At 59.4% G+C, this 24,588-nt stretch carries 23 protein-coding genes and 1 pseudogene; 21 read left to right on the forward strand and 3 right to left on the reverse strand.

All coding sequences use genetic code 11. The features are described from left to right. Positions 1 to 4: 4 nt before the first annotated feature. Entirely contained in the window at positions 5 to 145 is a 141-nt protein-coding gene (locus LDP01_RS01480; RefSeq protein WP_224089776.1) for a hypothetical protein, read from the reverse strand. A 445-nt stretch (positions 146 to 590) separates the two neighbouring features. Between LDP01_RS01480 and istA the strand changes: the two are divergent. The 8 genes and pseudogenes from istA to LDP01_RS01530 all read left to right on the forward strand — a co-directional run bounded on the left by istA (position 591) and on the right by LDP01_RS01530 (position 10,609). Beyond that, a pseudogene (gene istA / locus LDP01_RS23575) lies at positions 591 to 2,121 on the forward strand (IS21 family transposase). Further along, on the forward strand, positions 2,118 to 2,906 hold the full coding sequence (gene istB / locus LDP01_RS01500; protein ID WP_224089782.1) for an IS21-like element helper ATPase IstB: 789 nt from the start codon (positions 2,118 to 2,120) through the stop codon (positions 2,904 to 2,906). Before istA ends, istB begins: the two are co-directional and overlap by 4 nt. A gap of 759 nt (positions 2,907 to 3,665) precedes the next feature. Further along, positions 3,666 to 3,842 carry an AAA family ATPase gene (locus LDP01_RS23850; protein WP_224089783.1) on the forward strand — a complete coding sequence of 59 codons (177 nt, stop codon included), beginning with the start codon at positions 3,666 to 3,668 and terminating at the stop codon, positions 3,840 to 3,842. 403 nt (positions 3,843 to 4,245) lie between these two features. Beyond that, positions 4,246 to 6,645 (forward strand): AAA family ATPase, encoded by a 2,400-nt coding sequence (locus tag LDP01_RS01510; RefSeq protein WP_224089784.1) that lies wholly within the window; start codon positions 4,246 to 4,248, stop codon positions 6,643 to 6,645. 817 nt (positions 6,646 to 7,462) lie between these two features. Continuing rightward, positions 7,463 to 7,954 (forward strand): hypothetical protein, encoded by a 492-nt coding sequence (locus LDP01_RS01515; protein WP_224089785.1) that lies wholly within the window; start codon positions 7,463 to 7,465, stop codon positions 7,952 to 7,954. Beyond that, on the forward strand, positions 7,951 to 8,802 hold the full coding sequence (locus LDP01_RS01520) for a hypothetical protein (protein ID WP_224089786.1): 852 nt from the start codon (positions 7,951 to 7,953) through the stop codon (positions 8,800 to 8,802). The genes LDP01_RS01515 and LDP01_RS01520 overlap by 4 nt, the downstream gene beginning before the upstream one ends. Positions 8,803 to 8,961: 159 nt before the next feature. Next, positions 8,962 to 9,417 (forward strand): hypothetical protein, encoded by a 456-nt coding sequence (locus tag LDP01_RS01525; protein WP_224089787.1) that lies wholly within the window; start codon positions 8,962 to 8,964, stop codon positions 9,415 to 9,417. Positions 9,418 to 9,445: 28 nt separating this feature from the next. Next, the gene (locus tag LDP01_RS01530) at positions 9,446 to 10,609 is read left to right on the forward strand and encodes an alpha/beta hydrolase family protein (protein ID WP_527249048.1); all 1,164 of its coding nucleotides are present in this window, start codon (positions 9,446 to 9,448) and stop codon (positions 10,607 to 10,609) included. On the opposite strand, the gene LDP01_RS23855 is transcribed toward LDP01_RS01530, so the two are convergent. Next, positions 10,581 to 10,862 carry a winged helix-turn-helix domain-containing protein gene (locus tag LDP01_RS23855; RefSeq protein ID WP_224089791.1) on the reverse strand — a complete coding sequence of 94 codons (282 nt, stop codon included), beginning with the start codon at positions 10,860 to 10,862 and terminating at the stop codon, positions 10,581 to 10,583. The genes LDP01_RS01530 and LDP01_RS23855 overlap by 29 nt on opposite strands. Before the next feature lie 361 nt (positions 10,863 to 11,223). On the opposite strand from LDP01_RS23855, the gene LDP01_RS01540 reads away from it, so the two are divergent. Beyond that, a complete protein-coding gene (locus tag LDP01_RS01540) occupies positions 11,224 to 11,550 on the forward strand; it encodes a hypothetical protein (RefSeq protein ID WP_224089793.1) in 327 nt (108 codons plus the stop codon). Here the strand turns inward: LDP01_RS01540 and LDP01_RS01545 are convergent. After that, on the reverse strand, positions 11,504 to 11,827 hold the full coding sequence (locus LDP01_RS01545; RefSeq protein WP_128397298.1) for an ArsR/SmtB family transcription factor: 324 nt from the start codon (positions 11,825 to 11,827) through the stop codon (positions 11,504 to 11,506). The genes LDP01_RS01540 and LDP01_RS01545 overlap by 47 nt on opposite strands. A 180-nt stretch (positions 11,828 to 12,007) precedes the next feature. Here LDP01_RS01545 and LDP01_RS01550 point away from each other — a divergent pair, with 180 nt between their 5' ends. From LDP01_RS01550 to LDP01_RS01605, 12 genes are all read left to right on the forward strand, one after another. Further along, positions 12,008 to 12,904 (forward strand): RNA polymerase sigma factor, encoded by an 897-nt coding sequence (locus LDP01_RS01550; protein ID WP_224089795.1) that lies wholly within the window; start codon positions 12,008 to 12,010, stop codon positions 12,902 to 12,904. A 767-nt stretch (positions 12,905 to 13,671) separates the two neighbouring features. Then, positions 13,672 to 14,778, forward strand: a complete 1,107-nt coding sequence (locus LDP01_RS01555; protein ID WP_224089797.1) for a C40 family peptidase — start codon at positions 13,672 to 13,674, stop codon at positions 14,776 to 14,778. Between the two features lie 509 nt (positions 14,779 to 15,287). Next, positions 15,288 to 15,902 (forward strand): LOTUS domain-containing protein, encoded by a 615-nt coding sequence (locus LDP01_RS01560; protein WP_224089798.1) that lies wholly within the window; start codon positions 15,288 to 15,290, stop codon positions 15,900 to 15,902. Positions 15,903 to 16,220: 318 nt separating this feature from the next. Then, a complete protein-coding gene (locus LDP01_RS01565; RefSeq protein ID WP_224089799.1) occupies positions 16,221 to 16,553 on the forward strand; it encodes a hypothetical protein in 333 nt (110 codons plus the stop codon). Positions 16,554 to 16,566: 13 nt separating this feature from the next. Beyond that, positions 16,567 to 17,361: a hypothetical protein gene (locus LDP01_RS01570; protein WP_224089800.1), complete on the forward strand. Its 795-nt coding sequence runs from the start codon at positions 16,567 to 16,569 to the stop codon at positions 17,359 to 17,361. A gap of 231 nt (positions 17,362 to 17,592) precedes the next feature. Then, entirely contained in the window at positions 17,593 to 17,880 is a 288-nt protein-coding gene (locus LDP01_RS01575; RefSeq protein ID WP_157372120.1) for a hypothetical protein, read from the forward strand. Between the two features lie 6 nt (positions 17,881 to 17,886). Further along, positions 17,887 to 19,296, forward strand: a complete 1,410-nt coding sequence (locus tag LDP01_RS01580) for a type IV secretion system protein (RefSeq protein ID WP_224089801.1) — start codon at positions 17,887 to 17,889, stop codon at positions 19,294 to 19,296. Next, positions 19,289 to 20,767 carry an SCO6880 family protein gene (locus LDP01_RS01585; protein WP_224089802.1) on the forward strand — a complete coding sequence of 493 codons (1,479 nt, stop codon included), beginning with the start codon at positions 19,289 to 19,291 and terminating at the stop codon, positions 20,765 to 20,767. Before LDP01_RS01580 ends, LDP01_RS01585 begins: the two co-directional genes overlap by 8 nt. Further along, the gene (locus tag LDP01_RS01590; RefSeq protein WP_224089803.1) at positions 20,764 to 21,060 is read left to right on the forward strand and encodes a hypothetical protein; all 297 of its coding nucleotides are present in this window, start codon (positions 20,764 to 20,766) and stop codon (positions 21,058 to 21,060) included. Before LDP01_RS01585 ends, LDP01_RS01590 begins: the two co-directional genes overlap by 4 nt. A 130-nt stretch (positions 21,061 to 21,190) precedes the next feature. Next, positions 21,191 to 22,225, forward strand: coding sequence for a putative type IV secretion/conjugal transfer ATPase (locus LDP01_RS01595; protein WP_224089804.1), 1,035 nt, complete (start codon positions 21,191 to 21,193; stop codon positions 22,223 to 22,225). Continuing rightward, the gene (locus tag LDP01_RS01600) at positions 22,222 to 24,015 is read left to right on the forward strand and encodes a type IV secretory system conjugative DNA transfer family protein (RefSeq protein ID WP_224089805.1); all 1,794 of its coding nucleotides are present in this window, start codon (positions 22,222 to 22,224) and stop codon (positions 24,013 to 24,015) included. Before LDP01_RS01595 ends, LDP01_RS01600 begins: the two co-directional genes overlap by 4 nt. Next, a complete protein-coding gene (locus LDP01_RS01605) occupies positions 24,012 to 24,512 on the forward strand; it encodes a hypothetical protein (protein ID WP_224089807.1) in 501 nt (166 codons plus the stop codon). Before LDP01_RS01600 ends, LDP01_RS01605 begins: the two co-directional genes overlap by 4 nt. Positions 24,513 to 24,588 lie beyond the last annotated feature (76 nt).

Here is a 24,588-nt window from a genome sequence, read left to right on the forward strand (position 1 = left end):
TCTCCTAGGAGACGAGGCGGTTGCGTGCCCGTGTGCCAATGAGGCGCGCGCTGGGATTGGTACTGTTGGCTGTTGGCGACGGATGGGTGGCCGGCAAAATCTCGCTGAGCCTGGCTATCTCCTCGATATGTTCCGATGTGAACACGATCTTTCCCTTCCCCCAGCACGCGTGCGGAAATCGACCGGTGGCAGCGCCATCCCGCAGCCACCCTTCACTGCAGCGCATGAGCGCCGCAGCTTCCGAAGGTTCAAAGAATTCCAAGTTCATCTCAGGCCGCTCCAGGTCGCGTGGTTTTTATTTCATGAGTAATCTCATGCCTAAAAACATGACTAGTCTTTACTGACTCCGGCAGGCGAGCGATGCAAGCTCCGCAGGACTTCCTGCTGTGGTGGGTTGTTAGCGGCCATGAAAAACTGCCCGTAGGCGGCCACGAAAGTGCCCACTGATGGCCAGTAGAACTGCCCATCGGTGGCCATGAGATCTGCCCACTTCCTTACTTGTCCTGCCGCGTCTTAAGCGGCGGGGGCCTCTTCCCGGGATTTGATGACGGTGTCTAGTCGCATCAAATTTCGCCAGGAAGAGGCCCTGTATGAAGTCTGACGGAGAAATCATGGAAATACTCGCTGCTTACGATCTGACCGGGTCGTTGCGCGCAACCGCGGAGCTGACGGGCTGCTCGCACCACACTGTTGCCAGGCATGTCGCAGCCCGGGACGCGGGCCGTCCTATCGCCGAACCCGCCGCCAGGGATCGTGTCACGGACGCGTTTCTGCCCAAGATCGAGGAATGGGTCGAGGCCTCCAAGGGCCGGATCCGTGCTGACAAGGCCCACGAGAAGCTCCTCGCTCTGGGCTATGCGGGTTCGGAGCGGTCCACCCGTCGCGCGGTCGCGCAGGTCAAGGCCGCGTGGCGGTTGGGCCATGTTCGTGTGCATCGGCCGTGGATCACAGAGCCGGGGATGTGGTTGTAGTACGACTTCGGCGACGGTCCCCGCATCGACGGGGTGGAGACCATCTTGTTCGTTGCCTGGCTGGCGTTCTCCAGGTTCCGGATCGTGATCCCGTTGCGGGACCGGACTGCGCCGAGCGTGTTTGCCGCCTTGGACCGGTGCTTTCGCATCGCCGGTGGGGCACCGACGTATGTACTCACGGACAACGAGAAAACGGTCACGACCACCCACGTCGCCGGGGTACCGGTGCGGAACCAGCAGACCTTGGACTTCGCCCGCCATTACGGGGTCACGGTACTGACGTGCCAGCCCGCAGACCCCGCAACGAAAGGCGGCGTCGAAGCGTCCGTGAAGCTGGCCAAAGCCGACTTGGTCCCCACTGCTACGAATCTCCGGGCCGAGTACGCGTCCTTCGGTGAACTCGAAGCAGCATGCGCGGCGTTCATGGACGAGGTCAACAACCGTGAGCACCGGGCGACCCGCCGTAAACCGGCCGCGGTCCTGGCCGAGGAGGCCCCGCGTTTGCACCGGATCCCCGATACCGCGCACACGGTCGCGTTCGGGCTCTCCCGCACCGTCGCGGAGAACACCCCGATGGTGACGTTCGAGAACGCCCAGTACTCCGTCCCGGCGCGCCTGCTCGGGGCGAAGGTGTTCGTCCGCGCCCACGGCACCGGCCCCCGGGGAGCAGGTCATCATCGTCCACCACGGCCCCGCCGGTCCCGTCGAGGTCGCACGCCATCACCGGGCACGGCCCGGCAGCCCCGCCATCAACGATGAGCACTTTCCCGGGACCAGGACCCGGGTCCCGGGTGATTACGCGGTGAAGGCCCGCACCGCGGACGAAGCAGAGTTCCTCGCTATCGGCGAGGGTGCCAGGACCTGGCTGGTGGAGGCCGCAGCGGCCGGCACTGCCCGGATGAACGTGAAAATGGCCGAAGCGGTGACCCTGGCCAAAATCGCCGGCACCGCTGAAGTCGATAAAGCCCTCGGCAACGCAGCCTTCCACGGCCGGTTCGCCCACGGGGATCTGGCCTCGATCCTGAACGCCGGAAAGCCCCGCACCACCACCCACTCGGCGGACGAAACCCGATCCCTGACCCAGGGCACCAGCGCCTGGGCAGGTCTGGGCGTCACCGCCTCCACCACGCAGGAGGAGCAGAACCGATGAGCCCGGTCAGCACCACGAACACCACTGCACCGGCACTGCCGGCCGAGCTCGAAGCGCTGATGCGGCAGCTGAAGATGCCCCACGCCCGGGCGTTGGCACCTGAGCTGATCGCGACCGCCCGCGCCCAGCGCTGGGAACCGGCAGAGATCATCAAAGCACTCTTCGCCGAGGAGGCCGCGGGCCGGGCCCGGTCCATGCTCGCCACCCGACGCACGGCAGCAGGCTTCCCGACCGGGAAAACCTTCGACGCGTGGGACCCGGCCGTCTCCTCCATCCCGGGCCCGACCCAGCAGGCCCTGCGCACCCTGGAATGGATCACTCGACGCGAGAACCTGGTCGTCTGCGGGCCCTCCGGCACCGGGAAAACGTTCTTCCTCGAAGCTCTCGGCCAGCAAGCCGTCGAAGCAGGGATGCGCGTGGCCTGGTTCAGGCTAGAGGACCTCGGAGCCCTCATCCGCGCCCACCGCACTGATGACAGTGTCACCCGCGCCGTGGCCAGAATCCTGCGCGCCGAACTCGTGGTGATCGATGACATCGGGCTCTTGCCGGTGGCTACCGACGCCGCCGAGGGACTCTACAGGGTCGTGGATGCAGCCTATGAGAAGCGCTCGGTCGCGATCTCCTCGAACCTGCACCCGGCCGGCTTTGACGAACTCATGCCCAAAACCCTCGCCACAGCCACAGTGGACCGGCTCCTGCACCACGCCCACGTCTGCCAAACCAGCGGCGATTCCATCCGCCTCACCCAAGCCCTCGCCGGGAAAGGAGTCACCCAACTGAACTAACAAAACTCGCGATGGCCAACCCCGCCGAACCAATCAGTGGGCAGATCTATGGCCATCACCGAGCAGTTTTACTGGCCACCAGCGGGCACATCAGCTGGCCGTCCGTGGGCAGAAACTAATGGCCATTGACAGTGGGTGTCATCTCAGCGCTCTTGCTCCGCCTATTCATTCAGTCGGCAGCCAGTTGACGGGCGCCTCCGTCTTCTCCGGCCTCCTGGTCTCTCTGCTGGTGAACATCTTCAATCTCAGCGTCAAGGTTCGGCGTGATGAGAAGGTGTGACCGGAGGAGAAGCTGGCTCGACCTGTGGATGAGCTACTAACTAGTGCGGCCTGGACAGTTCTCGTAGGGCTAGCGCTCGTCGTGTTGCTAGCCGTAGCGTCAGCGACTCAAGAACCGTCCACATCGCTCAGCAACGTATGGGTGGGTGTGCTGGCTGGCTTTTCCACACATCTGGCTCTCAACATACTTATGGTGCGCAGCCGGATCTGGACGGCAAGCGAGGATATCAAGGACTTGCCACCAAAGCACTAGTCTCGGCTTCATGTATGGGTGATCGAATGGTGCACGATCGAGTGCATGTCTCTATCGGCGGCTATGAAAATGACGCCTTCGCGATCTAATCTTCTCTACAGGCGATCGCCGCAGGCGGCCTCGCCAGCCACACGACGGCCGTCGATGCACGGCTAGCCACTAACCCAGGTGAAATCGACGACGAATCGAAAGCACACGGTCTGCGCAACTTGTTCTTGCGGTCGAAGGTGGCCCTCGTCTATGGCGGGGCCGGGATGGGAAAAACCCGGGTGATCACACACCTCGCCGACTTTTTGATGGCAGTGACAAGCTATTTCTTGCTCAGACCAACACGGCGGTCGAGAAGCTCCTGGTTCGAATCGACGCATCGAACTCGCACTTCAGCACCATCGACCTTCATCTAGGTAGCGGACCGATCGCTTCGCGGCACTACGCTTTGCTGGTGATCGATGAGTGCACCTGTTGAGGTATTCGAGTCCTGTCAGATGTTTTGGCTGCGGTACGTTTCTTGTTGATATCTCGACAACATGGCGACCTCTATTTGATGTACTGCAGGGTTGGCTGTGGCATGGAGGGCGCAGAGATACAGGGCGGGTCCGACCTCCGCCATATTGTCAGTGCCCCGGGCTACGATTGCTGTTGATCCATATCAGCGTCTGATTGCTTATGTGGCTTGAGCAGCGTACTTCTGCTTTGTAGATAAATGCTGCAATGTCATAATGTGAATATTGGTTATAGGGGGAATTTTCCGTACATGTTTTACGTCAAACTCGGAACTGCTTGTGAGCTCATGTCGGGGCGCATCTAGTGATTAGAAAATTTGAATACATTAAATCGTCGGGCATTTTTGATGATTTTCGATGGTCCTCTTCGACTCGTGACTTCGCAAAAATCAATGTGCTCTTCGGGAGCAATGGAAGTGGAAAAACTTCATTGTCCTCTGCCTTCGAGATAGCGCGGCACGACAGTTCGCGACAGCAACTCCTCTCCCTCAGCTTGAGCGAAAACGACTCTGTCCGTTCGACTGAGGGAAAGCCGGATCCCATCTTCGAACGTATCTACGTGTTCAACGAAGAGTACGTAAAGAAGGCACACAGGTTTTCTGATGGCAATCCCACGATGGCCGCCGTGCTAACAGTTGGCGAGCGGTCGGTCGAAGCGGAAGCCGAGCTGGAAGTGCTGCGTGCCGAGCTCCCAGACCTCATCCTTAAGCAATCTGCCAGTGAAAAAGCTCTCACCGCGGCCGATGCTGCTCTGCAGAAGATCTATGGGCGCGCATCCAAAGCGGTCGTGGATGATCTGACGACACTGGGCGGGAAATACCAATCGCGAAGCAAGTATTCCAAAGCTGTAGTGGAGAGGTGCCTCAGTGCTCCGTCTGCCAACTGGGCCACACTTTCAGACGCGAAGCTTCAGTCAGACAAGCAGCTTGTTTTAGCGGACCACGCTGACGCGATCCCGTCCAGGCTCTTCTCGGTTGATATACGAGAAGGTCTTGCAAGTGAAGCAGCGAGTCTTATAGCCCTAACACCCGCAACTGTTGTCCTTGATTCTCTCGCGGCCCATCCGACAGCATCGCGGTGGGTCCAGGAAGGGCGCGACCATCATCAGGATCTTGACCAATGCCTTTTCTGTGGATCTACCCTCTCTGACGATCGCAAGGCAGCGATCGACGCCCATTTTTCGGGAGCTGTGGCTGAAGCGGAGACGAAACTTCGAGACCTAATCCGTGAACTTCGAACCCTGGAGAATGCCACCATCCAGGCACGAACGCAGATGCCTTCGAAGTCTGCTTTCTATAAGGACCTTCGCGACAGCTTTGCAGCAATCGCACTTAGGTATGAACAAGAGCTAGCCAGCGCATCGAAGTGGGCGCAAGGTCTCATCGAACGGCTGAACCAGAAGCTCAATAACGTCCTTGCGGTAGGGGATGACTCAGAAGTCGAGACCCGCGCTTCCATTACAGGGAGCCCTCTAGAAGAATTGATAAAGCAACATAATGAACGCGTCGAAAAGCACGACGAGTTGGTCACTCAGGCTGCAGCGCGAATCGAACAGCACCACCTGAAGACTGTGTCGCAGGAAGCCGATAACAGCAAAGCGACAGTAACTGAGGCCTCCAAAGCGATTCAAGTCGCAAAGACAGCCCTGCGTGAAGCGCGCGATCGTGTTGCTGCTCTCGAAAACGTGGAAGGCGACCCGATGCCCTCGGTGGACGTACTAAACAGTGAGGTAACGAGGCTACTTGGGCGCGCCGATCTCAAGTTCGAGGAACATGAAGGCCGATATCAGGTAAGTCGCCACGGTATGCCGGCGGTTGGATTGAGCGAAGGGGAACGCACCGCAATAACGCTGATTCACTTCATGGAAGTCGTTGCCAGGCACGACCCCGCCGACGGAAAGCCGATTGTCATTATTGATGATCCCGTCTCCAGTCTCGACAGCAACATCTTTATGGGAGTCTCTACGTACATTTGGACCGAGTGCATCTCTAAGGTTCATGTCGACCAGTTGTTCCTGCTAACTCACAACTTTGAGCTCTTCAGGCAATGGGATGTCCAGATTGAGGCGCTTCATAAGGGCGGCGCTATGAAGAGGGCATACCCTGCCGAACTGTATGAGATCTCCTCGAAGCACGTGGAATTTCGTGGGCGAACAAGTCGACGCCCTCAGATTACCTCGTGGCCTCCATCCGAAATCATGCGGAAAAAGGTTCGTTCCACTTATCACCATGCGTTCTTGTCTGTCGTTGCGGCGAAGGATCAGATTGAAGCGGACGACAACCTCGAGCACCGGTTGGATGCTCAGTTGTTGTTCCCTAATGTGATTCGCCGCATACTGGAAACATTTATGGGCTTCAAACGTCCCGATGGCGTAGGTGACTTCACCAAATTGATGCGAGACACAACGGAATTGCTGGATGCCTCAGGCTATGCCGGCGACGCCGACGCCCTTCGGCAGCAGCTGACCCGCTATGCCCACGCTTACTCCCACAGCGAGTCTCCCGACACAACAGCGACGATTAACCCGGATGAAATAGCACCCGCGATTTCTGCAGTCTTCACTTTCATGCATCAGTTAGACCCAGGCCACTTCAATGGTCTTTGTTCCGTGATAGACCGAGCACCAGAAGATCTGCTGAACACACAGGATTCGGCTGGCACACGTCCGAAATCAGAAGCACCGATGCAGACCCAACTCCCGTAGCTGGTGCGGCGTTCCTCATTCCTCAACTTACCGCCCTACAAACCGGGCGGAAAGTTGAGGAATCAATGCCAAGAGTTACACGACGCGAGCAATAGGAGCGGTGTCTGTTTTTACAGATGCTGTGGAGGAGTGAGCTTAGCGGTTCAGCCTTTGGGGAGCTCGGTGCTACTGATCAATGGAGGGTTCACGCCTTCTACCGTCCTTCGGAAGACCTGAGCCGCGCGGACTTTTTGGAATGTCTGCACAGACTCAGGACCCGGAGTTGGTACATGTGGTCGGAAAGTTGTTTCGCCTCTGGTTGATCTCCAGCGTCAGAATTTCTTCTCTTGGAACAGTTTGCTTTTTAAGCGACCGGTACTGCTCCCAACTGTCTTGCTAGTCGTCTTGGTTTCAGGGTTAGTTGTGGGCTTGTCGAGCGGTGCTTTGTTGGAGGAGAGCGATTTTCCATTGTTCGTGCGCATATTTGACTGGATCTGCCTCCGCCTTTGCTCACCTGCTGGTGGGATCGGTGGCGGCTGGCATTCTCTTCTTTGTCGAGATGATGCCGCCTCACTCTCAGCTAAAGGACGACGCTGTATGAGTCAGCACTAATTTGCAACGCCCGCTCGGCTTCAGGAGCTCGGCCCCCCTTTGGTGGGGGAGAGTAGGCACGTCGAGACGCACCTACCCTCTCCGATGCGCTAAATGCACAGACCTTGGTACCTCTGGACATGTCCAGAGCGCGGGCGTTCAATTGAATCGAGGGTTCGTTACGGGCTTATGCAGGGGGCTGCTTGAGTCACCACGAACCGAGGGTCAACGTCACTGGGGAATGCCCATGCAAGTGAACCCAATTTATTCAGGGCAGTCGCCGGCAGAACGAGCAGCGAGTGCCTTTGACTCCTTGGCGCTGCCGACTCACCTGAGCTTGGAGCGCCTCGTCGGTGTGGTCGAAGGTGTCCGGCAACGTCCCATCGAAATTGAGGCGGCGGGATTTCTGAACGGTGGGTCCGTGTGCGGATTGTGGCTTTCGACGGACGAAGTCGAAGTCATCCTGCACGCAGTCAGCCCGTCTGGGCTGCACCGGCAGCAGTTCGTGCTACACGAACTGGGGCATATGGTCTTACGGCACGATGAACTCGTCGTTCCGGTGGACTATGTCGGCGTTCTGTTCCCGAACCTTCCGGCAGGTTTAGTCCGTCGTGTTCTGGCACGAACCAGCTTTGATGATGAGCTCGAGGCGGCTGCGGAATCACTCGCGGACCTCTTCGCCGCAGCGATCAGGAACAGCGCAAGAGAGCCGAGGTCCTTCGAGAGGGTATTCGGATGATCCAGGTTGTCGCCGCGGTTGTGATGTGGCTTCTCGTCATTTCCCTTTTGCCAGGAACACGACGGCGGGACCACAGTGTTCTGACTGCGGCCATCACGATTGCTGTGGCAATGACCCTCAACATCGACCCGGTCTACACGGGCCTTGACACGGCATTTGCCGGACGGAATTACATCGACCTCCTGGCCAATATCTCAATGGTCGTTGGCATCTACTTTCTCTCGAAGGCGATTATCCGAGCAGCGACCCCAGAGGACGTTGGAGAGAGACGAGACACTGTGGGCGCCGTAGCTCTGGGCGTCGTGATTCTTGGACTAGCCGCTAGCTTCAGCTTTATCAGCACGCGAGGAACCTCGACGCGTTTCATGCTGGATTTCGGCGATCAGTTCCCAGCTGCATTTTACTCAGCGATCCAGTTCGTCTACATCGGTTACGTGGTCAGTGTCACCGGAGCTACATGCTTCCGATTCCGCCCCGGCATGTCTAGGCCCTACTACCGCGTGGCATTCACACTCATTGGAATTGGCTGCGCGCTTGCCGTGCTCCTTGTAACGCTTGTACTTGTCATGGATGCTCTGCACTTGCAGGGCCAGATCGATGCTATGCACGCGATATCGCCTGCGTACGACTTTACGGTTATTGCTGCCATAGCGTTCCTTTGCGCGGGTCTGGCCATCCCACCTGTTGCGCGTCGCATCCTTCACCGCAAAGAGGGCCGCGACCGAGAACGAGTTGGTTCATGGGCTCAGCGGCGTCTGGGAAAAGACAGCCGGAACCCGGAAAGACGTTCGACTGCAACAAGATATCGAATCGCTAGTTCAAAAGGATCCAGCCCGCAGACTTCATAGAATGCTCGTGGAGGTGCAGGACGCTCTCCTCGTGGATCCAGGATTAGCGAGCTCCTTGGATATCCGCGAGCTTAGAGTCTTGAGTGCTGCAGAGAATTATCTAGCTGGACCGATTGACCGTGGAACAAAGGCGCGGAAGGGAAGAGGGGAGCGGGCGCTATGACGGATGATGGTGCCAACGTCTCCGAAACTCCGCAGTCCAAGTTGGCCCGGAAGCTCAACCTGCTCCTCGACCTCTATGAAGCAGGTGGCGCAGAGACTTTGACCTACCCAAAGATCAGCAGGCACATGAGTCAGCGGGGGACCCCGCTGTCGCGATCTCGTTGGGCGTACATGCGCAGCGGAGATAGTTCGCTGGCTACTGATGCTGCGCTGCTAAGAAATCTGGCTGAGTTCTTCGGTGTGGACCGCGACTACCTCCTCGACGATGCAGGGGAGATTCCGCGGCTAGTGGATGCGCAGTTGGAGCTTCTTCGGGCCTTGCGGGAGTCGCGTGTGCGCACTTTTGCCGCCCGACAGCTGCAGGGGATCTCTCCAGAAACACTGGAGAAGCTCCGCCAGGTGATTGACGACCGGAGGAAGCAGAAGGGGGAGAACGGTGTCGTTGGCTCGTAGGCGGATGGCTGTCGTTGCAGGACTGACAATGGCAGCGGTCTCGTTGGCCGGTCTTTGGGGAGCGGCTTATTTTGCGCGCCGAGTAGTCGTTCCCAAATTCAGCCGACGCGAGAACCTTTCCATTCGGTCGGTGTATCTCGGCAGCGATGGGCAATTTTTCATTGAACTGCCGGCAACCACACACACCCAGGCAGACGGACGATACAGCTTATGGTTTGCGCAGGGGGCCGGCCATGCGTGCTTGGGTCAGGTGGTTGAAACCAGCCCGGAAAGAGGCTCGGTCACCCGAGTGGTGGAGCGCGTGGACTCCGGAAGCCTTGCGCAGGCGGCGGCAGGTATTTGGAGTGGGTACGTCTACTCCGGACCCGAACAACTAGGCCTGCCTTTCCGAGATGTTGAAATTGCCCTCGACGACGGCGTGGCTCCGGCCTGGAGGTTCGACTCGCCCCCTTCTGACAGGGCTGGGACGTGGGCGATCCATATCCACGGAATGGGGGGCAGGAGAGCTGGTTGTCTTCGAGGCATACCAGTCGCCAGACGTCTGGGACTGACCTCGCTGGTGGTCTCGTTCCGAAACGACGGCGACGCACCGCCGTCGTCCGATAACCGGTACCGACTCGGCGAAACCGAGTGGCGCGACGTCGAAGCGGCTATCAATCATGCCGTTGCCGAAGGCGCTGAGCACATTGTGATCTTCGGGTGGTCATTGGGCGCGGCCTTAGCCCTACAAGCGGCAGCCCTTTCAGCGCACGCTCCTCGAATAGTGGGGATGGTTCTCGACGCCCCCGTCTTTGACTGGCATACAACGTTGCGCGCGAACGCCAAGGCCGCCAGGTTGCCACGTCCGCTCGTGCAGTTGGGGTTCGCCATCCTTCAGTCGAAAGCGCTTCGGTGGGTGACCGGCCTCGCCGAACCGATACACCTAGATGCCCTGGATTGGCTAGCGCGGGCGGGGGAGCTGAAGAAGCCGATCCTGATCCTCCATGGCAGGAAGGATGACACCACCCCGTTTGAAGCATCGAAAAGGGCTGCGACGGGGCGGCCCGACCTCGTTAGCTTGGTGGAGTTTCAGTCCGTGGGCCACTCCCTCGAGTGGAATTTCGACCCCGACAAGTGGGAGCACTCCGTTGAGGACTGGTTCCACGGCCTCGCGTTGGCTGACGCTAGTCCTGAACAAGCGGTGGCGTCGTAAGAGGCATTTGTACTGAGTATTGGTCGGCCAACTCGATGAGCTGGCTCTCAATAAGCGCGGGCCGGGCGGAGAAGCGCTCACCGTCCAAATCGTGAACGAGGCCGGCTACCTCGAGGAGCACGAGATGACGTCGAATGGTGGCTTTCGAAGTCTGTAGCTCTGAGGCCAAGACCGTATAAGTGGCCGGCCCGCTCCTTATCAAGAAGCGAAGTATCTGCGTGCGTGTTCGGTTCATCAGGATGGATGTCGACATGCAAACCACGGCCAGGGTTGAGAAGGATAACGGCTGTAGACGGGTCTACAGCAAAAGGATACGCCTGCAATCATCCGCACAACAGATTCAAACTGCAATTGATTGTGTCGGTACGGCGCTCGCGGAATACTGATGGCGAAGGAGCCATAGTAATGGGGCGACAGGTGATCGAAAGGTGGACCATGCCGGCGAAAGACGCTAGCCGCAATGGCGAGCCACCGCAGGCAACGCTCGCGCGGCGATTGAACCTCCTGTTGGACGTGGTTGTTGCCGAAAGGGGATCGCCGGTCACTTTCAGGGAAGTTGAGGCCGGACTCCAGGGCCCCGGGGTGTCAAGATCTCCCGGGCCAGGTGGTTTTACATGAAGGATGGAACTGGACGTCTGGTCAGCGATCCTCAGCTGCTCACCGCTATCTGCGATATGTTCGACGTCGAGCCTTCTTATCTGCTGAACGGCGTGGAAGGCGACATTCCAGAGCGCATAGATTCACAGTTGGAGTTTGTGAAGTCGTTGAGGGCGGCACGGGTGAAGTCATTTGCCGTCAGGACGTTGGGGGACGTCTCGCCGGAAACGTTGCGCGCTATCTCCGAGTATCTGAACAGGGACATCGATCTCCATCCACATGGCGAGAGGGCAGCAGCTACTCCTCCAGGACATAGCGAAGGTGAGCATCCAGCAGCTCCTTGATGCGAGCGGGATTCGCTGAGTACCGCGGGGACCGGCCGTGGCGGCGCCCGGCTGGAACGTCGACGACGATCGCACCTACCTGCTCCAGGGCGACCAGATGCTTTGCGACACTTGGCTCGCCGGCGCTGACGGAATCCACGATGTCGCCGCGCGTCGCCGGGCCGAAAGTCGTGAGAAACCTCAGTATTTCGTTCCTTGCCCTGTTTCCGAAGGTGGCCACGGCTGCCTCGACGTCTGGTGACCAAGCGTCGTCGTGAGGTTGCGTAATCCGCGGCATGGCTCAATTCTTGCCGAACAACATGAAAAAAGTAAGAACCACACTCTTGACGATACTTAAAGTATCTTTGACAATAAATTTTAGATGCTTTAGTTTGTGGCTGAGTCGGCTCGGCCGCGACAACGTCGCCACTCTGCGGCGAACGTTCGAGAATAGTAGCTATTCGCAGCGGTGAGGGCGATGAGCCTAAACGACAAGATTGAGCAGGCCGAACAACTGCAGTCACGTCCCGGAACGGTGGACGTCTCGCTTACTGGTCCACCCGAGCCGATGTTGTCCGTGTCCGTTGACCAGATGCTGGGAGCTGTTGAAGGGGTGCGGCGCTACGTCGTTTCTCACCTGGCTCATATCGGACGTGCATGCGATGTTGACGATGTCTTGCAGGACATCCGTGTGGCTGTCTGGAATGGCGTATCACGGGGGAGCTACCGCGCGTTGCCTGGTGTCCCCTTTGATGCGTGGGTCCAGGGCGTGACGTCGAACATCTGCGCCGCCCACGCCCGCCGCGAGCTCAACCACAAGACGCTGCCTTTGTTGCTCGACCCCACGGGTGACGAGGTTTCGGGTTCATGGGGACGCCTCTCAGCGATCCTCATAGCGCAGGACAATCCCGAAAACCAAGAGATCATCGACCACGAGTGGGCGGTCATGGTCCTGCAGCTGACTCGAGAAGCCGTGTCCGCGCCGACATGGCGGATGGCCGTTGAGAGTCTCACCGCGGCGCCTCGCCAATATGCGCTCCCGACGCCCCACGACCGCCGTCGTTGGAACGCTGTGACTGCCGTCCGCCAGACCGCGAAGACGGTCAGCCAGGCACTTGATGTCACCCCGGGCAGCATCGGCGATATCGGCCAGCTCTGTCAACGCGCGGTTGAGTGCCTTCCAAGTGTCCTCCTGCGTGAGGTCGCCAACGCGATAGTTGTTCCCGACATTCACGGATCGGAACGGCAAACAGCGATTGCTCGGCTGGCGCGGGAGCTGGGCGTCACCGATCGCTACGTTGCTGTGCAGATCGGCATCGCGCGTCGCCTCTACCAGACTGCTTGGCGCGTAGTGCGCAGGGCGGCTTCCTTCTAATCGGCGGATGCCTTTGCTCCGCACCTGATAACCAATGCCTCTGAGGTGGCAATCATGAGCTTTCGCAAGGCAAACGGGTTTCGGAAACGTTTAGGCCGGTGGTTCTTCGGGCTGACAATCCTTCTTATGGTTGGTTCTTTGGCTCTGCTCATCGCACTGCCGTCCCAGGGGCCATTCACTGGGGCGCCGGCGGTTCCTCCCGTGGCTTCCTTTCCTACGCCGAGCGCATCTACTGCCGCGCCACGGCCCTCAGGTAAACCTTCCGGAACGACGAAGCCGTCGGCTGTCTCGCCTCTGCCCCGGCCGACGGACTTTCGCGCCGTAGCCTCCGCCGCTGCCGAGGGTATCTACACGTGGGATACGAGGACTTCGTCCTACTCAGAGGTCTACGGCCGACTGCGCGACCTTTGGGTTTTGCTTCCGGATGGTTCCAACCCGTGGAGCGTTCTGGTGCAAGAGTTCGAGGCTACAGGCGTAAACGCTGGATCGTTCGTGACTTTGGCTGGCCAAGGGGCCTTTCGTGAGGCGAAGTCGGAGTCATTGACTTGTGACGAGCAGCTGGTCAAGGTGCGCGAGCGGCCCGCTCCGTGGCTAGGGCTACATGTCTGCACCGTGCGACTTTCTGTCCAGGACCACACTTCGGCAAGTACCAACTCGTACTCGACACCCGTCAGTGTGATGGTGAACTGTCCTCCGGCTACGACAGCACCTGCTGATCGTTGCGTGATGGTCGCGTTCTACGCGTCATCCGACCGAATCGTTTTCTGATGCCTAATCCCGGGCTTGCTGCCGTTCTGGTGCGACGACGTACCCTTTATCGGTTAGTCGGAGCCTTCGTAGCGGTGGTCGCGCTCGCATTTGCTGTGGTTGCCAGCGCGGTGGCGGTTGTTCTGGTGGGAGATCGTCCGACGGCGGCAGTCGCTTGTGTCTCTGGCGCTGATGCTGATGTGGGTAACGCCCTCGAAGTACTCAGTCGGCCACCTGGCGTTGAATTCGCCGGGCTTTCGGCGGCCCAGGTGAATGTCGCCAAGGGGTACGTCTCGGTCGGGAAAGGACTCCGTTTGCCTCGAGAGGCACTGGTCATCGCCATCATGATGTCACTGCAAGAGTCCAGTCTTCGAATGCTTGCAAATATTAACGTCCCCGATTCCTTCAACTACCCGCACGATGGAGTCGGCAGTGATCACGACTCCGTTGGCTCGGCTCAGCAACGGCCTGCCGCTGGGTGGGGGAGTGTTCAGGAGCTGATGGACATCACTTACAACGCTCGAGCGTTTTACGGAGGGACGTCGGGGCCGAATCACGGAAGCCCGCGCGGATTGTTGGATGTACCGGGGTGGGCCTCTTTGAGTAAGGGGCAGGCGGCGCAAGCGGTGCAAGTTTCGGCTTTTCCGGAGTTATACGACCGATGGGAACCGCAAGCGTCTGCAATTGTGGATGCCCTTAGCGGGACCGCGCCCGCTCCTTCCTGCAAGGTCGCTCCCGCCGTGATCTCTGACAGCGTCTCGGCTGACGGTCTGAGCCAGATCCGCCAGGACATTCTTCGCTTCACCAAGATGGGCGTCGGGGGTTCTTATGTCTGGGGCGGGACTGCATTCAAAGAATGGGACTGTTCCGGATTCGTTCAGTGGGTCTATCGACAGGTCGGAATTGACCTTCCGCGTGTGGAGCAATGGCGGGTCGGGCAGATGACAGACAATCCGCAGATCGGCGACCTGGTTGTGCAGAATCCCCAGGGACCGAACAATTGGGGGCATGTCGGGATTTATGCGGGCGATGGGCTGATGTACAGCGCACTAAATCCATCGGTTGGGACCCTGATGCATCCTATCGACTGGAACCACGGTACTGCCTACTTTGACCTACTAGCCTAAGAATGTCCTATGGTGAAGGGATCGGTGCACGCCGAGATAGGTCAGTATCGCCTCAGAGCGCAGCGTCGCCGCCCAAGATGGCCTTGGTAGAGCGGCTTTGTTCGAAAGCTTCCGTAAAGGGCCCAAGCCGCGGACGGAGTGTCTGCGAGGCCCCGCACCTGTGCGTCGTTATGGTCCTAGTTGCTTGAGAAGGCGGTCGCGCGGTACAGTTGGGCTACGCCAACTAACACAGGTCAGTTGAGCAAAAATAAATAAGGACTTCGTCAGCCTTCGGGCTTGGCAAACCACAGCCGGATCGTGACTGGTGGAAGCGAATCCAACATCTCATCTTTCGGCGAGTCTACTTCTGACGTATTCGGAGCGTGGACTCGGCAACCTACGGGGACCTTTTGGAAGTCATTGACTGACATAAGGTGTGGTCACTGGATATATTTCGCGGACGAATCACAAAAACTTTGGAATAGCCTCCGCTTGCGGAGGCTATATTCATGTGAAAGGAGTCATGTGATATGTCACAAACAAGTCCCGCGAGTGCGAATCCAGAGTTGGAGGCCACTTACGACCTTCTGGCAGAGATCGTTCTCGAAGCTGACGCGAGAGGGGTAAACCCCACGGCAGCTCAAGCGAAGACGCGCCTCCGTGATAGGTTTCAAGGCTTTGATGAAAAGTCCTATGGCTTCAGCAAGTTTCTTGACTACCTCACCGAAGGCGCCACTACGGGGAAGTTTCAGCTGTTCCGAGACGAGCAGGGCCACCCTCGTCTACTGGCTAAGACGAAGACCCTTACTGCCGATGATGTCAGCGAATTGCACGCCATTTTTGGACCTCAAAACCGGCTCCGTTCTGATCTTTGGGCGGCGTTCGTAACTTGGGGTGATAGGGATCACAGGTTTTGGGACCGAACAGATGGGCGGGCAATCTTCGTCCCACTCAATGAAGAGGGGGCTCCACTGTGGTTTACCGAACCACTTCGTTTCGCGGAGATCTCTCCTGTGACGATGAAACAACAGATGGATTGGATGAGAGCATTCGCCGCTGAGCAGTCAGAAGAGGGCCCCAGCTGCAGCTTTTGGGGACTCTTGGTGACGATGCCAGCCCTGGTTCATTCAAGAAGGCACTGCTAAAGCATGGACTGCATCGAGCATGGACCGTACGACTAAAACAGCACATCATGTCCCACGCGCAGGTCTGGGCGAGGGAGGAGCGCGTCCCGCTAAATAGGATTGTTGAGCGAGCACCTCATTCAAGCGAGCACCCGGTGCCAGTGTCCATGGCTGCTGAACGCCGAGATACTAAACGCACACCAAAAAATGTTGCTGGGCAGCCAAGCGAGCTCGACCTTCTACGGGGTCGACTTCATGAGGTCATCGACCAGATGGGTTTGACTGAACTCAGTGCCCTCCAGATCCCCGCCGCTTACCTCCTCAACAAGTAGTAAAAGCATGGCTCGATCGACCCCGAAGTTGGCACGCAGTGCACTTGATCTGATGGATGTCCGCGAGATTCGTAAGTATCCGTCCGATTTTGCGGAGAATTGGATGTCGGACAAGGAGAGCCAGGCGCCCGTGCGCGCACTCTTGGAAGCCAAGTCTGACTCATCCTTCTTGGCTACTCTTGTTGAATCGGCGTCGGCGTTGCTTGCTGATATAGGCGTGTCTGGTGAAGGTCTCGCCAGAACGGTGTCTTTCGAAGTATTAGCGAACCCCAGCGTTGCATTTCAGCGAAAAGTGGGGAAGGACACTCTCATTCGCCAAGCTGTTGTCTTCGGCCCGTGACGAGAGCTCGGCAATGCCATTCGAGATATTCGCTGTACTCGACCTTACAGTCTCGCCCAAAGTGCAATCGGAGGCCGGGGGAATGCTACCCCCGAGAGTGACTCACGTTTCGCTCGAACTGACGCTTGAGGACTTAGAAGAGGGCTCTCAATGGTTTGAACTACTGCTAACACTAGCTGAGTGGTCCGCGGAATTTCCTGCGCCGGCCTCGCCAGCTCGTTCAAGAACGCACCAGATCGTTTTCCTGGGCGATTTGCGAAACCTGGGAGTTGTAGATGCGGAGGTCAAATGGCGTGAGAAACTGGCCTCACTGGCGGCTTCGTTCGGGTTTAACGCACATGTGGTCGGATCTGGTGATGCGTTTAGCGGCGCCGTATCTGAGAAGACTGCCTTCGTTTTTCAGTTCGATCCATATGGCGGGAGGCGCGCAGACCCGCCTTCGAGCCTGAGGCGCGAACCAATTGAGCTTCATATCCGCGGAGCAAAATTCGACGACGTGCTGCGGTCAATTACACTGACGCTGATAGAAGACTTCGATAACCAAAATGTTGACGAGGCGCCCTGTAGGGACTTGGTACCTGGCGATCGAATATTCCATCGAAAAATAGGAAATTCCCGTGCGTTTGATAGATTTGATGAGGGTTCAACTAAGCCTTGTAAGCACGGTGCGGATTCTTTTACCCGTTTCAACGGGCCCAAGTCATTAAAGGGCTTCCGGCGGCGATATGGGAATTTTGAGGATGAATGGATGCACCACTGCGGAAAGTATCCAAACTGCGGAATGTACGCAGTTTTCTGTCCTTCGTAGGCCTATAGTTCTTGGAGGGCAGACGCTCCGCCGTATTGGCTATTGGTTCGAAGAATCATAATCAACGAGACTTCCCCGGACCTCTTCGCCATGCGTTAATTGGGTCGACTACTGCCTGATCGCCCCGCCGCGTCACGCTTACGATGGTCATGTCGTTCGCTCCCTCACCATCCATGAAGTCGTGAGCCCAATCAGCTCATCCCATTGGAAGACGACTGGATGGAGCACCAGATGTTTCTGGCAGCGGTGGATCCTGGGATCACACCAAACGCGAATTTCCCTTTTCTTGAGTCGTTGAAGCAGATCGGCGGGGGCATCCTCGTCGGCGCCTTCATCGTCATCGCCATCGTGGCGATCATCGGAGCCGCGATGCTCTTGGCCGGCAAGCTGAGCCAGTCCTCGCGGCTCGCATCTGGCGGAGGCGTGATCCTGCTGTGGACTGGTCCGGTCGCGGCCATCCTCGGCGGAATCAACGGCTACATCCTCTGGTCGCAGACGGCATTCCCACTTGGCTTCTGAGCTGCCATGCCAGTCGACTGCGACCTCAACGGCTGGTGGCCGCCAGGATGCGGACTCGTTTCCCAAGCGAACGACGGCATTCAAGGCTCCATCACATCCATCTTCGCCAACGTCCTTCAGAACATAGCGTCGTGGATGTGGGGCTTCATCACGGGCGCCTTCACGGTCTCCGACGTCGACGACTCCCAGTGGACCGCGATCGGCGGACTGACCAACTGGTGGGTCATCGTCATGATGACACCACTCGTCGTGGTGATGATCATTCAGCTCTTGTCTGGACTGCTTAGCCAACAACCTCGGCGACTCCTGCATGCCCTGGTCGGGGGAGCGGCAGCCGTGCCGCTGGTGGCGGCGGCCGTGTACGTCGTTCGTCAGCTTACCCGGGCCAGCGACCAAGCTTCCGCCGCGCTCCTGGAGTCGATCGGTACAGACCCCTACGTAGTCTTCATGCGCCTGTTCGGCTTTGAACGAGCTCCTCAGGGCTCAGACCGAGAATGGAATGTCGTCTCCCTCGCGCCGGGTAACCAGGGCGGTGCCGTTGGCGGCGCCATTGTCACTGTCATGGCTGTCATCGTGGTGTGGATCCTGGCGTTCATCCTCATGTGTTCGATGATTTTCCGGACCTTCGCGCTCGCCGTCCTCGCCGCAGTGGCGCCCGTCGCCCTCATGATGCTTCCTTGGGAGAAATCAAAGGTGTGGGCCGGACGTTGGTGCGAGATCGTCGTTGCCCTTCTCCTGGCGAAACCGCTGGCGGCGACTGTCCTGGCAACGGCCATCAAGCTGTTTGCCGATTCGGAGTCGTTCGCAGGATTGGCTGCCGGCACTGTCGGTATGGTTCTTGCCTGCGGAGCTCCGTTAATGGCGCTTCGACTTGTCAGCTTCGCGGGTGGAGAGCTCGCGGCCGCGGCTCAGACCGCTGGCGGAGGACACGTCCTGTCCCGCAGCAATAACTTTGCCTCGCGGCAAGTTAGCCGACAACTCGGCGGGCGACTGACGATTGCATCCATGATGGCCCGTTCAGCAATTGCACGGCCCGTTCCGTCGAGCCGCCGTGATATCCCCACCAGGGCCCTGCCGTCTTCGGTGCCGCTGCCGCGGAGTCTTTCAAGCACGACGCCGGTACACCGCTCGGGCGGCGACGTCGCCCTTCTGGAGGGGTCGCCGTCGGGCAGTTCCGACTCCAGCACCTCAGTCGTAAGGGGACAGGTGGTCACTGACTCAAGCGGCTCCACAACCTCGGCACCCACGAATCGCACTTCCGGCGGCACGGGCAAAGCACCATTCGCCCGTCAACGCCCAACCCCTCGGGCGCCCGAAGTGAGGACTCCAAACACAGCCTTGCCGGCGACTGAACTGCCGCCAATCAAGCACAAGGACACCTACAGGCCACTACCACCGGACAAGTCCAATGAGTGATGAATCGCGGGCACTGGAACCCGTCAAGTTTCCCAGGTACGAACGGCGTGGAATCTTCATGGGGTTGAAGTGGTATCAGCTACTGCTAGTAGCCACCGGCGTTCTTGTGGCGATAATTGCCTCAGCGGCCGGCGGTCCCGGCGGCCTCATAGTGACGGCCCCGATGTGGATTTCATTGGTGCTGGTTGGAGTGCTGCAGTACTCGCGGATTCCGTATCCGATTTGGGGCAGCCTCATCGTCCTGTTCTTCGTGCGGAGTGTTCTAGGGCAGACTCGCTACCTGGCTCGCCCGGAGCGCCCTGTCAAAGCAGGAATGCTTGCGCTGCCTGGGGGACTGGGTAACCTCAAAGTCCAGCCGCTTTCCCGTGGGGAATGCGTGATCCTCGACGCCCCGGGTAAAGAAGCCATCGTGGTGCTCCGATGTAGCACCCGATCCTTTGCTCTCCTCGACGACGATGACAAAGCCTGGGCTGCTCAAGCCTGGTCCCGAGTGCAAGCGGGGCTCGCCCAACGATCGGACATCGCACGGATCGCTGTCCAGGACTACACGGTCCCGTACCCATCGTCAGCGCTGCAGGACTTCTACGATCGGACCGTCGCGGCTGCCGACGGCGAGCGCAGCTCGTGGGGGCAGGTTGCCTACCAAGATCTGATCTCGGCGGCAGGGTCGGCGATGAGTCACGATGTGCTGCTGTCGCTGGTGGTCGACACGTCAAAGTCGCGGCGAAGGATCAAGGAATCGGGCGGAGGGAAGAACGGGCTCGAACGCTTGTTGCGGCTTGAGGTTGGTGCGATCACGACCTCATTGGCGACCCACGGTGTCAGGGTTGATGAATGGTTGTCTGAGTCCAAGCTGCTTGGAGTCCTGCGGGGTGCATTCGATCCCGAGGCGCTCGCGCGTGGATCCTCGAAGTCGGAGCGTCAATCGAGAGATGAGATGCAGCCACTTCGCCAAAGTTCTGGCCCGATGGCCGTCGAGGAGCACTGGACCTACCTCCGAAGCGACTCTGGATTCCACCAAACGTTCTGGGTCGCCGAGTGGCCTCGCCAGAAGGTGTATCCGGGCTTCCTGCATCCACTCGTCTATGTTGGCGACTTTAGACACACGGTGACCCAGGTGATCAGGACCGTGCCGACCATCGAAGCCCTGCGAGACATTCGTTCCGCTCAAGAAGCCCACGAAACACGACGGCGGATTAACGCACGTTTCGATCGGCCGACTACCCGCGAGCAGCGTGCCGAGGAAGAAGAGGTTTCCCAGCGGGAAGAGGAGATCGTCGCGGGACACGGCGATGTCAGGCCCACGGCCTTCGTCACCATCACTGCCGAGTCGTTGGAAGACCTGGCGCGACACCGGCATGAACTCGAATCAGCGGCCGCTGGCGCTTTCGTGGAGCTGCGGTTGCTTGCAGGCCAGCAATGGGCTGCGTTCATTGCAGGAGGGCTACCTTTGGGGCGAGGTTTGCGATGAGCTTCAAGACGCAAGAGGTGACCTATACGCCGTCGGGCACTCGATCGGAGCGGAGGGTCGCCAAACGGGCGGCGTCAGCGGAGGCGGTTCCAACGAGGAGACGGCTGTTCCGCAGCGATGACGACAAGATGGCGGAACAGCCGGACCGCGAGCGCCTGCGCGGTGACTGGGGCAGCAGGGAGAGCAGTTCCCTGTGGGGGCCGCATCGACTTCGTCCGGCTCCGCACCGCGCGTCGACCATGACGTTCGCGGCTGCCTACCCGTTCATCACGGAGTCCGGCCCTGGGCCATGAAGGAACCTACATCGGAACGGATGTCTTTGGCTCCGGCGCTTTCTCGTATGACCCGTGGATCCTTTACGACAAAGGGATCATCAGCGGACCGTCGATCGTCGTGATTGGCACGGTGGGGACTGGGAAGTCTATGTGCGGAAAGTCGCTGGTTGCACGGTCCATAACACTGGGCAGAAAGGCGGCTGTTGCCTCGGACCCCAAAGGTGAGTGGGTTTCCGTTGCCAATGCAGTGGGCGGCAAGGTCATTTCTGTCGGTCCTGGTCGATCGGCTCGGGTTAACCCGTTGGATGCTGGACCCCGGCCAAGTTCGCTGACAGACAACCAGTGGAAGGCCGTTGTGCGGCAGCGGCGACGGCAGCTGCTCGTGGCGCTCGTGTCTCTCATGCGGCAGGGCACTCCGCTGCATCCGGTTGAACACACGGCCTTGGACATGGCGCTGATGGAAACGACCGCCGAGAACTCGACGCCGACGCTCCCCATGGTGCTGGATCACCTGCTGCGGCCATCGCCGGAGACTCTGGCTCTGGTCGGCAGGGACGGGGGCGTAGCCGTTAGTCACTCGCTGCGAAGGACAGTTTCGGGTGACTTGGAAGGTATGTTCGATGCTCCCTCGACGGTCGCGTTCGACGCAGATGCCCCGATGATGGTCATGGACACGTCTGCTTTGATCGGCGCCTCTGAGCAGGCGCTGTCATTGGCTGCCGCGTGCAGCGCCACCTGGCTTGAGGCCGCGGTGACAAACCCCGACGGCGGCAAACGGCTCGTGGTGTACGACGAAGGTTGGCGGATGCTCGCCGATCCATACATGTTGGCGAAGATGAGCGAGCAGTGGAGGCTCGCCCGCACCTACGGGATCGCCAACCTGCTGATCATGCACAAGGTCGCAGACCTCAATGAGATCGGTGACGGCACGAGCGGCCATAGGCAGAAGGCCCTTGGGCTCCTGACCGAGGCAGACACTCGCATCATCTACCGCCAGAAACACGACGCCATGCGCCTGACCAAGGAGGCTCTCGGCCTAACGGAAGCCGAGTGCGACCACGTCGAGAACCTGCCTAAGGGAGTGGGGCTCTGGAAGGTAGGGAACCGCTCGTTCATTGTCGCAAATCGGGTGACGACCGATGAGCTTGAGGTCTTCGGTACAGATGATCGGATGCACCTGTGAGAACACGATCAGCGAGTACCAGCCCGATGGTCTCGGTCGGTCTGTGGGCGATTGCTGGCTACGTGGTCTTTTGCTTTCTCGTCCAGGCCGGTGCCTCTCTGGTGACGCCTCGGCAATGTGGCGGCAGGCCGCCGTCGTTCTTCAATCCCGTGGCCGGCGTCGGGCTGTTGCTTGGCCGCGTTGACTGGATATCGCGAGAGTGTTCGCCTGACCTGGCTGCAGTCTGGTGGATCGTAGGTGGCGTATTCGCCTCGGTCGCGGCGCTCGCCGTCGGGGGAGTACTCGGCTGGAGGATGTGGAAACAATCCGGTGCGTGGCTCCGGCAGGACATCCTGAGCAGGGACGGCGTGGCTGGAAGGGCGGAGATCGTTCGCGACTTTGGTTCCCGAGCCGTTCGACGTCGTGGCCTGTACACGCGTCCCGGGCTTAGTCGACCGAGTATCCAAGACGTCTCGTGGACGCTCGGGCGCTCGCGGGGAGTGACCATCCATGTCTCGACGGAAGAGTCGATGGTGATTCAAGGTGCACCACGCTCGGGCAAGGGCCTGTATGTGGTCATCAATGCGATCCTTGACGCGCCAGGGGCGGTGGTGACGACGTCCACCCGTGCCGACAACCTGGTAGTGACCATGCGGGCCCGGATGAGTGATGGGCGGCCTGTGACTGTGTTTGATCCGCAAGGCATGTCGGGGCTGCCGTCCACGCTTCGATGGTCGCCAGTCCGTGGATGCAGCGATCCAGACATCGCTACCCGTCGAGCCCTGGTTATTACTGCAGATACTGAGATGAAGGGGGAGAACGCAGCGTGGCAAAAGCGTTCGCTGATCGTTCTGCAGTGTCTCCTCCACGCGGCGGCTCTGTCGGGCGAGGGCATTGCTGCTTTCCGCCGTTGGTCCTCCAGCCCGGTCCTGGCTCGCGAGGCATTGGACATCCTCGGCAGAACGGGAGCTGCCCTCGGTTGGCAGTCGGACTTGATGGGGATTCTGGAGGACGATCCGCGCAATACCTCTAACTCGTGGATCGGGGTCTCTGCAGCAGTCGCGCCGTTGTCCTCGCCACGAGTTTTAGCGGCGCTGAACCCGCAGGACGAAGCACAGGAGTTCGACCCGAAAGCCTTTATCAGACAGCGAGGGACGCTGTACCTGATTGGGACGCGATCCGGTGCCGCGGCGGCAGGGCCGTACCTTTCCGCGCTCATTGACGACATAGACAACGCAGCCCGTGAGATGGCCTTTGTCTCTGCCGGCGGGCGGCTGGATCCACCCTTGTCACTGATCCTTGATGAGATTGCCAACCTCTCTCCTTGGCCCGGTCTGCCGGTGGTGCTTTCTGATGGCGGAGGGATTGGCATCTCGACTCTTGTGGTCCTTCAGTCCTTATCCCAAGCACGCAGTGGATGGTCGATCGAGGAAGCAGCGACAATCTGGGACTCCGCCATCATCAAGGTCATCTTCGGCGGAGGGTCTGACGAGCGTGACCTGCGCTCGCTGGCGGGTCTGCTGGGGGAGCGCAGCCTCATCATGAACACCCGGTCCTGGTCCGCTCAAGGGCGCCAGGATGGCGAGCAGATCCGGGATACTCCGGTGATCCGGCTAGACGAAATCCGTCGTCTCCCCGTTGGCACTGCCCTCATGCTCGGACGACGAACCCGACCTATACTCCTTGACCTGCGGGACTGGCACAAGCGCAAGGACGCGGCTGAACTGGGGCGTTCGAAGGAAGAGACAGAGCGGGAGTTGGCTGCCGGTCACCTGAATCGGCAGGAATCGAACAGCGAGGCTGAATCATGAGCACGCAGGCCGACGACTCTGACTTCGAAGTCGGCCGCGTCTCTGACCTGGACGATGAACTGACGGCTGAATTGTTTCGCTCGTCGTTCCAGCCCTCGCCCCGCACGGTGGGAGTCACTCGCCGGTGGCGGGATATGTCATCTGAACAGGCTGAGGTTGTTTGGCAGAGCCTCTTTGACTGGGTTCGATGGTTCGTCGCCACCTATCAGCTGACCACCTCCGTGGTGCCCCATTGCTGGTGGCGGCATTCGGAAGTGGTGGCCGAGCTCTACGCGCTACAGCGGGCGGAGATGGCTTCTTTTACTTCCGATGACTCGGGCTTCGGTCCCTTGGCCTTCCACGAAAGGCTCCCACACGCCGTCGAGCGTCTCCGAACCCACACGAGAACCGCAGGGTGCGTTGGTCTGCAAAGCCACAAGGAGCCGGTCATCAGGGTTGTACCAACGGAACCGGCTTTCGATGACTGGAAGTTGAGCGCTCATCAGTTTGGGGCCTGATCAGGTCATGGCGTCCTGGTTCGGGCCGGACATGGATAGGTGATCCCTTCTCAGGGCTGACTCAGAAGTACGAAGG

The organism is Arthrobacter sp. StoSoilB13 (assembly GCF_019977255.1).
GTDB lineage: Bacteria > Actinomycetota > Actinomycetes > Actinomycetales > Micrococcaceae > Arthrobacter.

Bases quoted from the DNA above. Each gene is read 5' to 3' on its own strand.
- istB (WP_224089782.1), top strand. From the start codon at position 2,118: ATGAGCCCGGTCAGCACCACGAACACCACTGCACCGGCACTGCCGGCC.
- LDP01_RS01515 (WP_224089785.1), top strand. From the start codon at position 7,463: ATGCAAGTGAACCCAATTTATTCAGGGCAGTCGCCGGCAGAACGAGCA.
- LDP01_RS01520 (WP_224089786.1), top strand. From the start codon at position 7,951: ATGATCCAGGTTGTCGCCGCGGTTGTGATGTGGCTTCTCGTCATTTCC.
- LDP01_RS01525 (WP_224089787.1), top strand. From the start codon at position 8,962: ATGACGGATGATGGTGCCAACGTCTCCGAAACTCCGCAGTCCAAGTTG.
- LDP01_RS01530 (WP_527249048.1), top strand. From the start codon at position 9,446: ATGGCAGCGGTCTCGTTGGCCGGTCTTTGGGGAGCGGCTTATTTTGCG.
- LDP01_RS23855 (WP_224089791.1), bottom strand. From the start codon at position 10,862: ATGTCGACATCCATCCTGATGAACCGAACACGCACGCAGATACTTCGC.
- LDP01_RS01540 (WP_224089793.1), top strand. From the start codon at position 11,224: ATGAAGGATGGAACTGGACGTCTGGTCAGCGATCCTCAGCTGCTCACC.
- LDP01_RS01545 (WP_128397298.1), bottom strand. From the start codon at position 11,827: ATGCCGCGGATTACGCAACCTCACGACGACGCTTGGTCACCAGACGTC.
- LDP01_RS01550 (WP_224089795.1), top strand. From the start codon at position 12,008: ATGAGCCTAAACGACAAGATTGAGCAGGCCGAACAACTGCAGTCACGT.
- LDP01_RS01555 (WP_224089797.1), top strand. From the start codon at position 13,672: ATGCCTAATCCCGGGCTTGCTGCCGTTCTGGTGCGACGACGTACCCTT.
- LDP01_RS01560 (WP_224089798.1), top strand. From the start codon at position 15,288: ATGTCACAAACAAGTCCCGCGAGTGCGAATCCAGAGTTGGAGGCCACT.
- LDP01_RS01565 (WP_224089799.1), top strand. From the start codon at position 16,221: ATGGCTCGATCGACCCCGAAGTTGGCACGCAGTGCACTTGATCTGATG.
- LDP01_RS01570 (WP_224089800.1), top strand. From the start codon at position 16,567: ATGCCATTCGAGATATTCGCTGTACTCGACCTTACAGTCTCGCCCAAA.
- LDP01_RS01575 (WP_157372120.1), top strand. From the start codon at position 17,593: ATGTTTCTGGCAGCGGTGGATCCTGGGATCACACCAAACGCGAATTTC.
- LDP01_RS01580 (WP_224089801.1), top strand. From the start codon at position 17,887: ATGCCAGTCGACTGCGACCTCAACGGCTGGTGGCCGCCAGGATGCGGA.
- LDP01_RS01585 (WP_224089802.1), top strand. From the start codon at position 19,289: ATGAGTGATGAATCGCGGGCACTGGAACCCGTCAAGTTTCCCAGGTAC.
- LDP01_RS01590 (WP_224089803.1), top strand. From the start codon at position 20,764: ATGAGCTTCAAGACGCAAGAGGTGACCTATACGCCGTCGGGCACTCGA.
- LDP01_RS01595 (WP_224089804.1), top strand. From the start codon at position 21,191: ATGTGCGGAAAGTCGCTGGTTGCACGGTCCATAACACTGGGCAGAAAG.
- LDP01_RS01605 (WP_224089807.1), top strand. From the start codon at position 24,012: ATGAGCACGCAGGCCGACGACTCTGACTTCGAAGTCGGCCGCGTCTCT.